The organism is Desulfatibacillum alkenivorans DSM 16219, from assembly GCF_900142135.1.
Taxonomy (GTDB): Bacteria; Desulfobacterota; Desulfobacteria; order Desulfobacterales; family Desulfatibacillaceae; genus Desulfatibacillum; species Desulfatibacillum alkenivorans.
On the sequence record NZ_FQZU01000001.1, the window covers coordinates 319,442 to 336,294 of the forward strand.

General features: G+C 57.0%; 4 protein-coding genes. 3 read left to right on the forward strand and 1 reads right to left on the reverse strand.

Annotated elements, in window-relative coordinates; genetic code table 11:
• Window positions 1-276 precede the first annotated feature (276 nt).
• The 3 genes from BUE18_RS01285 to BUE18_RS01295 all read left to right on the forward strand — a co-directional run bounded on the left by BUE18_RS01285 (window position 277) and on the right by BUE18_RS01295 (window position 15,152).
• Entirely contained in the window at window positions 277-1,812 is a 1,536-nt protein-coding gene (locus BUE18_RS01285; RefSeq protein ID WP_073472075.1) for a tetratricopeptide repeat protein, read from the forward strand.
• 88 nt (window positions 1,813-1,900) lie between these two features.
• The gene (locus tag BUE18_RS01290) at window positions 1,901-2,791 is read left to right on the forward strand and encodes a FecR family protein (RefSeq protein WP_073472077.1); all 891 of its coding nucleotides are present in this window, start codon (window positions 1,901-1,903) and stop codon (window positions 2,789-2,791) included.
• A gap of 139 nt (window positions 2,792-2,930) precedes the next feature.
• Window positions 2,931-15,152, forward strand: a complete 12,222-nt coding sequence (locus tag BUE18_RS01295; RefSeq protein ID WP_170868229.1) for a right-handed parallel beta-helix repeat-containing protein — start codon at window positions 2,931-2,933, stop codon at window positions 15,150-15,152.
• A gap of 128 nt (window positions 15,153-15,280) precedes the next feature.
• Here the strand turns inward: BUE18_RS01295 and BUE18_RS01300 are convergent, their stop codons facing one another.
• Complete coding sequence (locus BUE18_RS01300; RefSeq protein ID WP_170868230.1) at window positions 15,281-16,738, reverse strand: glycosyltransferase family 2 protein; 1,458 nt, start codon at window positions 16,736-16,738, stop codon at window positions 15,281-15,283.
• Window positions 16,739-16,853: the final 115 nt, after the last annotated feature.

The window sequence follows — 16,853 nt, forward strand, 5'->3', positions numbered from 1 at the left end:
AAAAATTAAATACGTTGAGCGTCCCAGTGTGACGGGTTTAACACCTTTATAATCATGAAAATGCTTGACACCAAAGGGTTCTCCCTCTAAATACTGAAGAATACGTACTTTGTCGGCTTTAGCTGTCATAACCAATATTTTCCATACTTAAAATCCTGTGAGGGACTTATGCGACAAACGGGCTTACACGCTTTCCGTTGCTTATCGTATTCTGTTTTTGTTGTTCTTGCACTGTCTTTTGCATTTGTCCAAACCTCCTATGCCCAGGAAAACCCCATGAGCCTGTATGTGGACGGGGTTGAAGCCTTTGAGGCGGGAGATTACGACCAGGCCCTGTCCTACTTGGATAAAGCCATTGCATTGGACCCTCAGAATACCGAATTTAAATACTACAAAGCCGTGGTTCTTTCCAAGGCCGGAGAATCCGGCCAGGCGTTGGCTATTTGGAATGCCTTGGTTAAACAATATCCAAAAGAATATCGCAAGGCGCTTTTTGATATTGCTGCAGTCTATACCAAAAAACGTCAATACGAAAATTCGTTGCAGGTCCTGGAAAAAGCCATCCATCTGAAACCCAAGGGAGCGAGGGCCTACATGGAAGTGGCCGTGGTGCAAAGGGAGCTGGAGCAATACGATCTTGCTTTAAGCAACCTGCAAATGGCCAAATCCCTGAATCCCCAGTACGGCCCGGCCGTCGACCTGACCACCGCCGCCATTTATCTGGAGCGGGAGGAGTTTGACAAGGCCGAGAACTTGTTCAAGCAGGTGGCTGACCAGGATTCGGGCACGGATATCGGCGCCGCGGCCGTCAAATCCCTGGAAGCGGTGGAGCAAACCCGCCGGGCCCGCAAGCCCTGGTACGTAAACGGCCAGTTCACCTGGGGATACGACGACAATGTCACCCTCCGTCCCTTGGATTCCGAGCTGCTGCAATTTCCGTCGGACGAAGAAGACGCCTTTCAATCCCTGTATGCGGAAGCCGGATACCGGATTATCAATCGCCAGGATTGGCGCGCGGGGCTTAGCTTTGCTTTCAACCATCAGGGATATCAGGACCTCGCCGAAAACAACACCATGTCCTACAACCCCACGGCGTTTCTGGAATATTACAAAAGGAAGAAATACACCTTCCGCTTTTCCTATGACTATGCCTACTACTACGGGGGAGGCCAGGTCCGGGATTTGCAGGACGCGCAATGGTACCTGCTTTTCGACGCAGATGACGACAAGCTCCAAACCCACCGTCTCATGACCAACTTCACCCTGCTTGAGCCTTACGGCCTGTCCAGCGTGGTCAATTTCGCCTGGATGCAAAAGGATTACTGCGATTTCACGCCCGACGCGCACGTGTATCAGCCCGGAATCACCCAGAATTGGGCTTTGCCCAATATTCCCGTGGTCTTGAGGGTGGGGTATCAATTGTATTGGGAGGATTCGGAAAACGCCACCTATTCCTATTACAGCCACACCGGCCTGGGCGGTCTCTCCGCGATTTTGCCCTGGGACCTTACGGCCGACCTTCAATATACGCAAGTCCGGACCCATTACGACGAAAGCCCCCAGCTGTTCGGATCGCAAGTGTTGTGGAAAGGGGACAGGGCCGACACTCTTCACGGATTCAGCGTCAACCTGACCAAAAAGATCAACGACATCTGGCGGATTCAGGCCAACTTCTATCATGGAGACAGCGACTCCAACATAGTCCGCAAGGACCCCTGGTACATCAAGGGCGGCAAGCTGTACAACAAGTACTGGGATCCCTATGAGTTCAGAAAGAACATATTCAGCCTGTCCGTGGCTTGCAATTTTTAAATCACCGGGCCGCCGGCGCGATTGTGGGCGGACTTGAAGCATGGAATTCGGGAAATAAACCGAACTATTATACAGAGGACATTCGGCTATGAGAATGGGAAGACTTTTTATCGTCATTTTGGTAATGTGCGGCCTTTTTATGGCCTTTGGCGCCGAGTTCGCCGGCGCTGCGGAAAAGCCCATAGGAAGGATTACTCAACTCTCCGGAAAGGCCTTTGTGGACCACGAGGGCAGAAGCATCCCCGCCCGCATAGGACGCAGCCTTTACCAGAAAGACGTCATCCGTACGGAGGACAAGGCTTCTTTGCGCCTGACGCTTAACGACAACTCCATCGTGAGCGTGGACGAAAATTCCACCCTGGATTTGGCCGAATACGAGTTCGAGCCCGAGAAAAAAACCCGCAAAGCCTTTTTTAACATGGTGCGGGGCAAGATCCGGGTTTTCGCCAACCGTTTGACCGGGTATCGGTCCAGAGACTTTAACGTCAAGACCCCCACGGCTATCTGCGGGGTGCGCGGCACCATTTTTATTGTGGAGGTGGTGAATAACCAGTTGACCATCGTCCAGTGCTACTCCGGCGCCGTGAGCGTGGCTGAGCTGCAAAATCCCGATCAGTACGTCACTCTTACCAATCAGATGAGGACGGACATTGTGGGCGGGTCTCTGCCCACCACGCCCATCGCCATGACCCAGGAGGAAATCGACGCCTTGCGGGATGCCGGCGTGGATATCATGGACAGCGGCGAGTACGGCGGCGAAGGCAACGGAACCGGCGAGGGCGACGGTTTGGAGGGCTCCACAACCGCCGCCAGCACCACGGAGGCCACAACGACGTTAGGGTCGACCACGACGACGACATCCACGACGACGACCACAACAACCACGACGACAACGACGACAACGACCACAACGACTTCAAACCCCACGTCCACAACCATATTGCAAAAGTTGCCTGGACCTCCGGGGCTGCCCGGTTAAGTCGCCGCCCGCCCTGCGTTAAGGGCGCGCTAAGTGGCGCCGTAAGTTCAAATACATAGTAAATCACAGGCGCATACGGGGCCGGGAAGGATCCCGGCCCTCATTGTTTGACCTGGGCTTTTTTCAAGGGGAAATGATTATGAAGGCTATATCCTCCATCCTATCGGCGTTTTTGACTTTGGCCTGTGTCGCCATGCTGGCCCTGCCGGCAATGGCTACGACAGTCGCCAGCGAAATCTACCCGGCGGCAGCCTACGACTCCAGGGCCGGGGTCAACCAGCACCTTTTGGTTTACCTGGTGGACGGCGAGGTTTCTTCGCCGTACACCCGCTCAGGCAGCCATATTGCGGGCCAATTTGTGGACTCCCTCTCTGGCGCCGCCATAGGAGACCCTTTCCCCATCACCGAAGCCTCAGCGGCATTTGAGACCTTCCCTGACGGCGCCATGCCGGACGTCGCATTTGTGCAAACATTGACCGGCGGCGTCTACTGCGTCGTCTGGGCGGAAGACCTCCGCAACACGGATGCGCAAGTGTATGCGCAACTGGTGGACGCGGACACCGGGGCGCTTATCGGCTCCAACCGCATGGTGTCCTCTTCCGACAATTTGGAGACGAAAGTTTTTGCAGCCGTAGCCGCAAACAATCAGGGATCGGATGCATCCCGGTTCATGGTCGCGTGGTCCGAACTCAACCCCGTCTCCGGCGGGTACGACATCACCGGCGCTCTGATGACGGCGGATGGGTCGGTTGACACCCCGGTCGCCGTGTCAGACGCCGCCGGCGACCAGTCTTGGCCTGATGTCGCTTATGACTCGATCAATGAACGCTACCTTGTCGTTTTTAAGAGCTACCAATCCTCCCGTTATCGCATTCACGGGCAATATATGGAGGACGGCGGCGGAAGCGCTCTGGCCCCCATGGGAACTTCCACCTCCGCAAATTTCGCCATTTCCGATTCAACCGGAGATTGCGAAGCCCCTGCCGTCGCCTACGACGGCTACACCCAGAAGTTCGCCGTTGTTTGGGAGGACGCCAGAAATAATTCGGAAACCATGTATGACATATACGGGCAGGTGGTTGTTTCGACCACACGCCAGATGGCGAATGACTTGGCCATTTGCCAAAACCCCTACTGGCAGGATCTTCCGTCCTTGGATTCGGGAGATTTGGGCGGCGTGGGCATTGTGTGGCATGATTATCGGTTCAATCCCACTGGTGGTTCGAAAAACCCCACGGGATCGATTTTCGGCCGGGCGCTTTCTTTAGCCGACTATTCCCTGAGTCCTGAAAGGGAGGTGGCCATTGCGTTGCCGGAAGGCGATGCCGGCCATCCCGTTATCAGCAGCGCAGGGCTTGACGGCTCCCTGATTGCCTACCCGGCTGGCAGCTCCCCATCCAGCATCGAGTGGGTTAATATGGGGACGTCCCAACTCACTGAGACCCCGGACGACTTCCTGATCGCCCGCTGGGCCATGAATGAAGGCGCGGGGGCAACCGCGAATGATTCCACCCCCAACGGCTATGACGGAAATATCAACAAGGCCCAATGGGCCGTGGACAAAGACGGCGCCCAAGGCCGCGCCCTGTATTTTGACGGCGCCAGCTATGTCTCCGTTCCCAATTCCTCCAGCTTTAATAACGCCATAAGCTCCGCCGTCACCCTGGCAGGCTGGATTAAGCTGGATACGGACCAGAACAGCTATCAACCCATGATTGCCAAAACCGTATCCGGCAATCAGGCTTTTTGGCTGGGAACCTATTACGGAAGCCCCAAATTCAGGATTTCCACCGGCGGATCGACCTGGGACGGCGAGATTTACGCCGACAGCATCTATCTGACTCCCCAAAAGTGGTATCACCTGGCCGGAACCTATGACGGCGAGACCATGAATTTGTACCTTAACGGATCCCTGGTAGGAAGCTACTCCCTTTCCGGGACTGTTTACGCAAGCTCCGCCTCCTTAACCCTTGGCGCGGCCGACGGAATGTTTCTTGAGGGCGCCCTGGACGACGTACGCGTTTATGGCAAGGCTCTTAATTATATCGATATCGCAGAGACCGCCGGCCTGGATGCCCTGATTCGCGGCTTCGTTTTTCAGAACAACCCGCAAACCCAGAGCGAAGATCCGCTGTCAGGCGTGGCCATTGAAGCGGTGAGCAACAAGGACGGCGCTTTCTACACCGCCGTTAGCGACGCCAACGGGTATTATAATCTGTTTGTACCGACCGGCTGCTACGAACTCACCATGAATCCTGTGGGCGCATCCCCGTACATTCCTTTCCAAGCCGCGGACTATGCCGAGCCCGCCGGCGCTCATGAAGGCGGCAGCATTTACGATTATGACCTGACTCCCGGCGGCCCGGTCAACGGCGGCGTATTCACCATCACCGGCGGCATCCAGGATTATTATTCGAACCCGGCGGGCGGCGTTGTTTTTTACCGCAATGACGACCTGAACATTTATTATGAAGTGCAAACGCAGGACGGCGTTTACACCCTGACCAATCTGCCTGGCGGGGAAGGCGTTATTGGCGTCCGGCCCTGGGACGATGAATTAGGCGCACAAGCCATGACCGTGGATATTTCGGCGGACTCCGTAGTTACCTTTACGCTGACCGGCGGCGTCCCTGTGTTCGGCACGGTCTCGGACGAGGACGGATACCCCCTGGAAGGGGTGGCTGTCACCTATTATGCGCCCTATCAACCCTTAACGCTTACCGAATACACCGATGAAAACGGCGAGTTCAACATTCTCGGCGCCCCGGATTCCGGGCCGGGATACGTTATCGCCAGCCCGGACCCGGATACGCGTTATTGCGGCTCCGGCAGACAATACGTGTCTTACGACAACCTGCACGGCGGCATGGCGGCGGGTTTGATTCGCTTGCAAAAGGGCGTGATGGTCAGCGGTAATGTATATGACGCCGCAACCGGGGATTTGACCTCCGGCGTGAATGTGGAGGCAGGCGGCCTTTCCATGCATTCGCAAGGCCGTACATGCGGCGGCGCCTACTCCCTGGTCATTCCGGAAGGGACTCACGCCATATACAGCGGCGGATTTTTCTACGACAATGCGGAACTTGCTTGGTGGCCTTATACGGAGCATCCTGAAAGCCTGATAGCCGGCAACCCGGTCACCGTAACGGTTTCAGCAGCCGACGTCATGTCCCGCACCATGGTTGTCTCAGCGCCGGACATGTACGTGACGCTCATTGACGATGGCGGAGCCCTTGAGGTGACCGTGGTGGACGAGAATTCCTCCTGGGCCGGCTCGGGCGGAGAATTTGTCTGTGCGGCTTACGTGCCGGGAACCCTGTCCGGAACCTTCGACCCCAATGTGACGGTGCAGAATCCCGTCTCCACCATGGTGTTGACCCCAACCATGGGCGCCCCCACGTATATGGCGCCTTTTCCCCTGGGACAGAGTTACGATTTGTACCTGGCCTGGGTCCAGAGCGACGGATACGGCGGGACAACCACCACCATCCTGGACAGGGCCTTTAACGTGCCCATCACACCCACTTCGGCCATCACCTTCACCTTGCCCGCGGCGTGCAATAGCGTGGCTTACGGCGAAGTCACGGCGGGCTACACCACATACAGCGGCGCTTTGGTGTACCTGACGGATGTGAACGGAGATATTGCGGGCTGGGGAACCAGCGGCATGTCCGGCTTCATGTTTTATAACGTCCCTGTGGGCGCGGATTACACGGTGACCGCCTATGCACCGGAAGACGGCGCCACAGACTCGAATACGGGATACGAAGCCACCGAGGGCGGCGCCGATAATTTCGGCTACCTGGAACTCACGAAAACCGCCACTCCCGCTTTGGCGCTGATCGAAACCCATCGGGTCAACGCAGACGGGGACGTCTTCGACGGATCCCGCACCTCGGGCGGCGATTATCATTACCAGGTCAGAAACTCCGTCTGGTTCGAACCGCCGTACGGCGTTCTGCTGAATGTTGACGACATCAGCGCCTCCCTGGAGCCGGGAAGAAGCACGGAAAACGTCATGGCTTCCGAAGATGTTATGAACGATGGAATGTGGGCAACCTACAACTACATCCCGGAAAACAACGATAACGTGTGCGGACCCCAATGCACGGAAATCTGCTCCAACCCTGTATATAATTGGGGCGGGGAGCATTCCTCCATCTATTTTAACAGCGACATGTCGGACGGCCTGGAATACTCCATGGTGGACAGCGCCCAATCAACCTGGGCCGGCGGCATTGTGGTCACCAGGACTGCAGACGTGACTTCCGGCGCAGGCAATTTTGTGCAAGTAGTCACCGTTTCCGCCAAGGTCACGGACGGAACGCCCGGGGACGTATACACCGGAACGCTGCAACTCAGGGTTTATAATACGGATCACATATTGGGAAATGCCGATGTGCGGGACTGGACGCCCGGCGTTGACGAAAACGGTTATGATGTGGACGACGGATTCAACAGCGCCTGGGGATTCGCCTATTACAACATTGAAAACCCCATCATAGGCCATGAGTACTCCTACTCCAAATATGTGGACGTTTCGGTCAACGGGAACGTGGCCAACGACGTGTTTTACATGCCCAGAACCCGGGTGCGTTTGACCGAGTATCTGGGCGCGCCCAATTATTCCGTCGATCAGTACGGAATTTACCTGAGCGAGTCCGGGACGCTGGGAGACATGCATCTCATGTCTAACGCCACTCCCATGGAGTTTTTGCCCGGCTACCTCAGGAAACTCCACCGCCGGGAAGTGCAGCATGAGATGAAAATCGGCGAGATCGGCGCAACCAGGCCCGAGTTGACGGCCTCCTATCCCCAAAACGGCGACATGGGCATTGCATCAACCGCGGTAATTTCCATGACCATAGACAAGCCCGGCATGTGGGGCGGGTACTTCCTGAACGTTGTGGACCAGTGGGGCAACCTCATTGCGGACACGGACCTGGGACCCTATCCTTATAATGTCAGTTTCGTGGACTCTGTCAGCCAAAACGACACCATGAATTTCGCACCGGACGGCGGCTTTGCTCCGGGAACGGCCTATGGCGTTACGGCGATGTTGCGGGACTCCACTTACTACCGCATGCCGACCATAACGGATAAGGACCTGATCAACTTCTGGTTCGCCACCGCACCCGAGCCTGGAGACGTCACTCCTCCGGAAGTGGTTTCCACCAGGCCGTATGACGGAGAAACCGGCGTGCCCACCATGATCACGGACAAGATGGACTCGTACCAGATCGTGGTCAGCTTTTCTGAAGCGGTGAAGTACATGAGTACGGAACTGACCACCATGTACGTTTTGGACGGCCCTGGCGGATCATCCCTGGGGACGATTCCCATCACCAGCAAGTGGATGGGGCATCGGTTCGCCATCTTCCCGAACGGCGAGCTGGCGGACAACACCTGGTATCGCATTGAACTCTTTAAAGGTAATGCAACAACTGGCATTCAGGATCTTTCATCCAACCTGATTGACGCCAATTACGTTTTTGAATTCTCCACAGGAGACTACGACGCCCAGGGCCCTGTCCTTAGCATGCCTCTGGACGGCGCCACGGACGTGGCGGTCAAGAATCCCTCCATTGTGCTGTACGCGGACAAGGAACTGGACCCGTCCACTCTGATCCTGGGAACCACCCTGCACCTGTACGCCGGGGACGAAGACATTTCCTCCCTGTTTGAAGTGCAGTACTTAAAGGCCCGTCAGGGCGTGCAGTTTTTCCTGAACGCAGAAAACCAGTTCACGGTGCTCCCCAACGATACCGTGATCACTCTGATCGTGGATACGGAACTGCCCGACGCCGTCACCGACGCGGCGGGCAACGCACCCGTGGGAGGAACAGCTTCTCAGTCCTTCTCATTCAGGACCGTACCTACATTCGGCAATTCCATGCCGTCTTTCTACAATATATTAACGCGCGTTGGGCCGCAGTATCCCCAGGTGTATAACACCGTCAACGGCTACTACGTCAACGCATCCGCCAATATTGCGGACGACGGATACGACAACCTTACTTACGGCGCTAACCGAAAGTTGGAGAGCTCCGTGGATCCCATGTACGGGCGGGTTATTACCATGACCATCGGCGATTTTTCCGCCGCCATGGAAGGCTACACCGAATCATATTGGAATTATCAGACGTGGGCCTATGACATGCCTCCGGGCGCCAACCTGATTCCCGGCGATTACGACCTGGAAATCACGGCGTACGACACCGCATGCCATTCCGCGACGCTCACGCAGCCTGTCCGGGTTTATCAGTTCTTGCCCGGCCTGGAGAGCCCGGCGGACGGAAGCCTGGTTGTAGCCCCGGTGACCGTGGAATGGTCTCCCATAAACGGCGAAGCCGCAGGCTACTACATCCAATTTTCCCATAACAGCTTTGCCTCGTGGTTCGCCAGCTACTTCATCCCGGAGGACGGCAGGACCGGGAACTACACGTTCACCATTCCTGAAGATGCGGATCTTGGCGGCGTGGGCGCAACCGTGCAATGGCGAGTGATCGCCGTCGCCAGTCTGGATCAGCCTTTCAGCCCATTGGGCGGCTCCATAGCGCCCATGCAGGAATTTACGCTCGGCGAGGATTCGGATCCCCCGTGGCTGTCTGATAGCTCGCCCTACGGCGGCGAAACCGGCGTGGAGCCCACGGCCGGCATCTATCTGACCATAATGGACGATGTTTCCGGCGTGGACGTAAGCACGCTCGACGTGCAGTTGAACAGCATTTCCTTAACGGGCTTGACTGTCGACGATTCCAATCCCAATGAGGTGTACGTTTCCTACACGCCCGAAACCCCCTGGTACGCCGAGGATTACCATACGTTAAAGGTGTATTGTCAGGACTACCAGGGCCAGAACATTGATCCTTACCCGACGGTCATCACGTTTACGGTGCGGGCCAACCGGGGCGAGGCGGACCCCATCATGGTGCCCACGGATTTCGCCACAGTGCAGGACGCTTTGGACTCGGCCACCTATGGAGACCATATCCTAGTTGAAAACGGCAGCTACAGTGAAAGCCTGTCTTTGACCGGCCGCCACACAGGCATAACCCTCACCGGTTCGGGCTACCAAAAAACCACCCTGCAGGGTCCGGGAACCGCGCCGGTCATCAACGTGGAGAATTCCAGCGAGATCATCATCCGCGACATGACCATTACAAACGGCACTTACGGCATCAAGGTGAACAATGCCGATATTGTGGATATTATCAACTGCCGGATCGCTGGAAACACCACAGACGGCGTCAACATAACCGGCAGTTCCTATTATGACCTCACCAATAACCTGATTTACGGCAACTTGAACTGGGGCGTTTACCTGCACAGCACCGTCGGCATGAAAGCCGGCAGCCCCTTGGAAGCGGAGCTTCTGAACAACACCATCGCGGATAACTACCAGGGCGGAATTTACGCCTACAGCAGCAGCGTCTACGCTTATTACAACATTGTGGCCGATAATACCGGAAACGGCGTTTACGATGATGTGGCCGATTTCTATTGGGATTACAACCTGGTTTACGGCAACGGCGTAAACTACACGGACGTGACTCCCGGCGCCAACGACGTCAACGAAGATCCTTTGTTTGTGGATACCGGCAATCTTGCTGTTTTGGATAATGATTACCATCTGCAGAATGGATCTCCAGCCATGGACATGATTCCCAACGCAGCTCCGGGGTCTGAGCCGCCGCCCGCGGCGCCGGGTGAAGACCTGGACGAAAACATCCGGCCTCAATTCAATCCGGGCGGGGATTACGACGCAGGCTGCTACGAGATGACCGATGATTCGGCTCCGTTCATCGAATGGGCGGTTCCCGGAAACGGGGATACGGGCGCCTCGCCCGCCGGCCCCTGGCATCTGGAATTGAAGGATTACGGCTCCGGCATTGATGAGACGACTTTGTACGTGGGAGTCAACTCGGGCTACCTGGTTGCAGACGTCGTCACCTCATCCACAGTGACCGGATCCTTGTTGGTTGACATCTATCCGCAGTCGTCTGCTGGGTTGGAAGAATCCGTCTGCATTGACGTTACGGTTTCGGATAAGGCGGGCAACTCCATGAATCAGGCGTCCTATTGCTTCACCACCAGGGGCAACACGGGCCTGTACGTCAATCCGGGAGACTCCATCAGCGAAATCCTGCAAACCGCGGTCAGCGGGGACGTGGTTTACGTCAATCCCGGCGAATACGTGGACAACCTCGTGGCGCCTTACATTCAAAGCGGCGTCGTTCTGACCAGTACGGGCGGCCCGGAGGTGACGAAAATCACCAGCGCCTGGGCGCTCACCCAGGTGACGACTGGCGAGGGAACGACTTTTGTGAATGCGCCGGTGGGACCGGTCGTGTCCATTGAGGATGTTGACTCGTTTACAATCAGCGGCTTCACCCTGGAGTCGGGATCGGACATTGTGCAGGTGCATTCCGATGCGGACAACGTTCTGATTTCCGGCAATGTCATTTCCGGCTGCGTCGGCCATGTGGGCGGCGGCGGGGCCATCATGTGGCTCTCCGGCAGCGGTATAGACCTGACCTCCGAAGGAAACTGCCGTATCGAGAATAACCTCATCATGCACAACGGCTGGGGGATCACTGTCGAGGATAACAACACGGAAAACCCGTATGATCCGGTTATTGTCAACAACACCGTGGTTTCCAACTCCGTCTCCGGCGTTTACGTGGTGGACGGCGCCCCCGATATTTTTTACAACATCATTGCCTATAATAGAAATTACGGCCTTGAGGTGGATGACGGCGCGGTCAATGATTACAACTGCCTGTACTCCAACACGGCGGGCAACTCCATCGGAGTGACCCTGGGCGCAAATACCATCCAGGACGATCCTCTGTTCATAGATCCTGCGCACAATGACTACCAGGTGGAGGGCTACTCGCCCTGCGTGGACGCCTTTGATGAGTCCGAGGCCTCGGCCTCCCCCGAAGCGCCCAATGTGGACATCCTGGGCGTTTCCAGGCCTCAGGGACAGGGTTACGACCTTGGTTGCTACGAAAAAACGGACGGCAACCCTCCGTACCTGTTGTGGGCGGTCCCGGACGACGGCGACATGGACGCCAATCCCTCCGGTCCATGGCGTTTTGAACTGGACGACAATGAATCCGGGGTGAATCCCCTGTCCGTGACGGTTCAGGTGGACTACGGAGACATTCCAGGCGTGTTGAACGCTTCGGAAACCCTCAGCGGCACGGTGCTTTGCTCGTGGACGCCTGACAGCCCGCTGGACGCCAATCACAACGTTAATTTCAAGATCTGGGCCTATGACTACACCGGCAACCAGTTTCATACCACCCTGTACTTCCGGACGCGAGGCCCCATCACCATCACGGTGCCCACGGACTACCCCACCATCCAGGAAGGCCTGGATGCAGCCGCCAGCGGCGACACGGTGCAGGTCCTGGCAGGTACATACACCGAAAACCTGGAGATAACCTCCGCACACAGCGGCGTCGCCTTGGTGGGCGCAGGCGCGGACCAGACCATCATCCAGGGCGAATGGGTGGACTTTGACGGCCTCTTGAGGCCGGCCGGACCCACCATTGACATTATGGATGCAGACGGCTTCAGCGTAGAGTATTTTACCCTGACCGACGGCGCCTACGGCGTGTTCATTGACGTGGACGCGGACAATATTGTCATCAGCAAGAACATCATCAGCGCCAACTACAATGACAACGTGCTGATTTACGCTGGCAGCTCCAACATTCGCATTGAAAACAACCTGGTTCAGTTCGCTGCGCGGGGTTCCGGCATCGCCATAGAGGATTACAATACCAGCGACGGGCTTACACCTGCTCCGAAAATTGTAAACAACACGGTGGTTTCAAACACGTTGCACGGCATTTCCGCCGATGATGCGGCGCCGACGTTCTTCTACAATATTTCCGCTGAGAACGGAAGTTACGGATTCTATTATGGAAGCTCCGTCGTCACCCGGGCCTACAACTGCGCCTGGGATAACGGAACGAACTTCCCCACAATCCTTGGAACCGGAGAGATTGAAGAAGATCCCTTGTTTACGGATTCCGCAAACGGCGATTATACACTCTTGCCCGACTCCCCGGCCATCGACGCCATTCCCCGGAATGTTGCGGAAGGCGGGACGGTGACCGCGCCGGACATGGATCTTTTGGAAAGGCCCCGTCCTCTGGGACCCAACAGCGATTACGACATGGGCTGCTATGAGGAATACGGCCTGACCATTACATCCACGCCGCCGGATTCGGTTTTGGAAGGCGGCCAGTACACCTATCAGCCTGCCGTCTACGGAGACGTGGTGAGCTGGGCCTTTGGACCTGACGATCAACGCCCGAACGGAATGACCATCGACCCGTTGGATGGCGAGATCGCCTACACGGCTGGCGATGACGACGCCGGAACCTACACCGTGCAGATAGCAGCCACGGACGTTCACGGCAGGACCACCTACCAGACCTTCACCCTGACGGTAACGGCGGTGAGCAACGGGCCGGGGGCTCCTGTCGCCGTCCTGGACCCGCCGTATTACGCTATGATCAACCGGACCTTTGACCTGGAATTCACCGCCAGCAATCCCGAATCGGCGACTTTGGAATATTCCATGGTTTCAGGACCCGCCGGCATGGACTTCCCGGACGTATATACACCCGAACTGGAGTGGACACCAACGCAGGGCCAGACCGGGGTGTATCCCTTCCAGGTTCAGGTCAGCGATGGAACGACCACGGTGCAGGGCGACAACCTGACCGTAACGGTCCTGGATCCGCTGAAAGCGTCGCCTGCCAAGGCTTCGCCCTTGATCCTGGTGACCGGCGCCGTAACCACTACGGTGGCCGTCAATTGCCGGATTGAAGGCGGCTTGGCGCCCTATAGCGTGGACGTTGGAAACCCGGATTACGGAACCATAATCAATCTGGACGCTCAGGCCGGAACCTTTACCTTCATGCCTTTGGACAAGGGAAAAACGTCCTTGTGGGTGTACGATTCCGCCGGATTCTCCCTTACCGCCGGACCGTATGATGTGCAGAAGATGCAGGTGGAACTGGCCGCCGATCCTCAGTACGCTCCGGCCGGACAAGGCGTGGATATGGGCGTCAACGACCCGCAAAGCGACATTTACGGCATGGGTTTCTCCGTGCCTGGCTCCTCCACCAGCGCTCCCGTAACCTTTACCATCGGAACGATCAACTCCGGCGCTCCGTACCTGGCCGAGGGATCTTCCTCCGTGGTTCAGATCGGGCCTGATGGAACCACCTTCGCCATTCCGGCTACCTTGCAGTTTCCCTACACCGGAGACGGAGACATTAACAGCCAACTGGTGTTTACCTTTAATCCGGAAACCGGCCGTTGGGAGTATGTGCCCGACGAAGGCAACGACGGCAGCTTCATCACGGTGAACCTGCAGCATTTGTCCCTGTACACCTTGGCCGAGCCCAGCGAGAACGAGCTTGACCTGGAAGGCGGCACGACTGTAGACGCCTACCGCATGGTCAGCTTCCCGCTGTATCCTGCCGCCGAATCCTCCATTGTGGATTTGCTCGGGGACGACGCCAACCTCGGCGCCTATGACGATACCCTGTGGCGCATTTTCGCCTTTGATCCCCTGGATCAGGCCAGCGGAGACGCCAATGAGTACTACATAGAGGGCAATGAGGCTGACTTTGACCGCCAGTTCCCCATGGAGCCCGGCCAGGCTTACTGGCTGATTTCCCGCAACGGCGGAACCGTGACCGTGCCCGGCCTTAAGATGGAAACGTCGCAGGATTACTACACGACGCTCCAGGCTGGCTGGAACATGATCGGCAACCCCTACGACCACTACGTCAACTGGAGCGTCACCCTGGCCTCCACCGACGGCGAGGACTATTACTACCCCACCAGCACGAACTCGCCGCTTTACGGCAAGGATCTGTTCACCTACGATCCCGACAACGCCGCCGCCGGCGATGACGGCTATGTGGTCGTTACGCAAATGGATCCCAACGGCGGTTACTGGATCCATAACCCGGCGGGCATGCCTATTAGCTTCCGGATTCCGCATTACGCGCTGGACAACGTAAAGAGCGCCGCCGTAAGCAAGACGGAATCCAGCTTCCTGGCCAGCGTTAAGCGCAAAATCAGCCGCGCCATCCAGGGCCAGGCCTGGGCCGGCGACGAGGACGAACGTCCGCCCAAGGCGCCTGGAACCAGCGGGGCTAACGCAGGCTCCAGCAGCGATTCCATCGGCGTTGCCGAAGGCGACGGCGGCGGAGGCGGCTGCTTTGTGGACGCAGCGTCCAACAGCGGCGCGGCCTTGCCTCTGTGGCTGCTCATGGCAACGGGCCTGCTCGCGGCAGCCCTGCTGCGCAGGCGCAACGCCTAAAAGCCGTCACCCTTAACAATAAAAGGGAAGCTCCTCCAAAGGGGCTTCCCTTTTTTAATTGGCTGAATTAATGGAGTTTTGAATCTTTGGGATGTGTAGAGTGGGTAGAGCTTGCGAAACCCAACAAATCATTTTGTGATTCTTTTCGTTAGGATCAACCTCAACATCCTGAATGCCGTCCGGGCGGAGTTTTTGTAGTTGCCGGAGAGCTTGGACCCTCCACCCAGCCGGGGGTGGTACGATATGGGAACTTCCGCGATGCGCAGGCCGTGATCCATCAACTCCAAAGCGACTTCCGGCGCAAATTCCGGGCCCTGGCCTATGAGGCTGCTTTGAATGTCCAAAAACGCGTCTTGCCGCATTACCCGCAGGGAGCACCCCACGTCCGTGAATTTCGCCGGATGCCAAGGCCAAAGCAGGGACAGGAACAGCCCCACGGTGCGATTGGCCATGCGCACAAGATACGGCATAAAAGCGCCCGGCTGCACCAGGCGTTCGCTGGTGCGGGAGCCGAACACCGCGTCGTGGGAAGCCAGATAAGGCAGCAGTTTTTCCAGGTCCGATGACTTAAAGGAGCCGTCCGCCTCGGCAACGGCGACCGCCTGGGCCGTACACAATTCCAAGCCCTGTTTGATGGCGTCCCCATAGCCTCCCATGGAGCGGGTGACGACGCAAGCTCCGGCCTTCCGGGCTTTTTCGGCGGTCAAGTCTTCCGACATATTATCCATGACGATGACCTGTTTGCAGACCCTTTTAAAATCCAGGACAACCTGTTCGATGCATTCCTCTTCGTTCAATGCCGGAATGACGACGTCCACATCAGGCAGGCCTTTGCCTTTTCGCCAAAATAAGTCCCTGGCTATCCAAAGATCTTCCGTCGTGTTGACGTTGACGTAATCTCCGGTAAAACGGCAGCCCAGGATCGGGCCGGGCAGGGCGTTGATCAATTCATAAGGCGAGGCCTTGGCTCCACGGCCGCAATAGTCCCGGCATAAATGGGCGAGTTCGCCTTTGGCGGCGGCCAACCCCAGGCCGAAAAAACGGCCCTGGCCGCTGTCGTCCTTTTCCCGGATGGAGCTGACCCGGCGGGTGGATTCGTCGTACACCAGCGAAAAATTGCGCTGGCAGTCTTCCTGATTTCGGCAGGGCTTGAAAGCGCACAGGGCGGAAAAATCGTTATGTTCGGCAAGAGCTTGGGCGAAGGTTTTATGGTCCGCGCCTTCGTAGAATTCGTCCCCCAGGGCGGCGATAAAGACCTCATCCGGTTGGACGTATTCTGCTATGGCGGCGAAGCCTCCAAGCAGCCCGGCCTGCATCTCTTTGGGAGCCGCTTCCGAAACAATCATCTTTGCCCGGATGGAGGAAAAAGACCGGACGGCCTGCTTTACGATCTCCGGCGCGCCTCCTGCAACCAGATGCACGATTTCAGGACGAAGCGCCTGGTCGATCAGCCGGATGTTGCGTTCCAACAGGCTGACGCCTCCCACCGTACTGAGGGTCTTGGGCGGCGCCGACGGTTTTTTCCCAAACCGGCTGCCCTTGCCCGAGGCCATGACAAAAGCCTTGCGAACCATGGGTGTCGTCATGCTATCCATTCCGAAAAATCATGTTGGTTGTAGGCGTACTCCATCCTCGCCCGGGAATATACCACTCAAACAAGGGGTTTTGCAATCGCGCTTTAGCCGCATGAGACGTTGGCCC

Bases quoted from the DNA above. Each gene is read 5' to 3' on its own strand.
- BUE18_RS01285 (WP_073472075.1), top strand. From the start codon at position 277: ATGAGCCTGTATGTGGACGGGGTTGAAGCCTTTGAGGCGGGAGATTAC.
- BUE18_RS01290 (WP_073472077.1), top strand. From the start codon at position 1,901: ATGAGAATGGGAAGACTTTTTATCGTCATTTTGGTAATGTGCGGCCTT.
- BUE18_RS01295 (WP_170868229.1), top strand. From the start codon at position 2,931: ATGAAGGCTATATCCTCCATCCTATCGGCGTTTTTGACTTTGGCCTGT.
- BUE18_RS01300 (WP_170868230.1), bottom strand. From the start codon at position 16,738: ATGACGACACCCATGGTTCGCAAGGCTTTTGTCATGGCCTCGGGCAAG.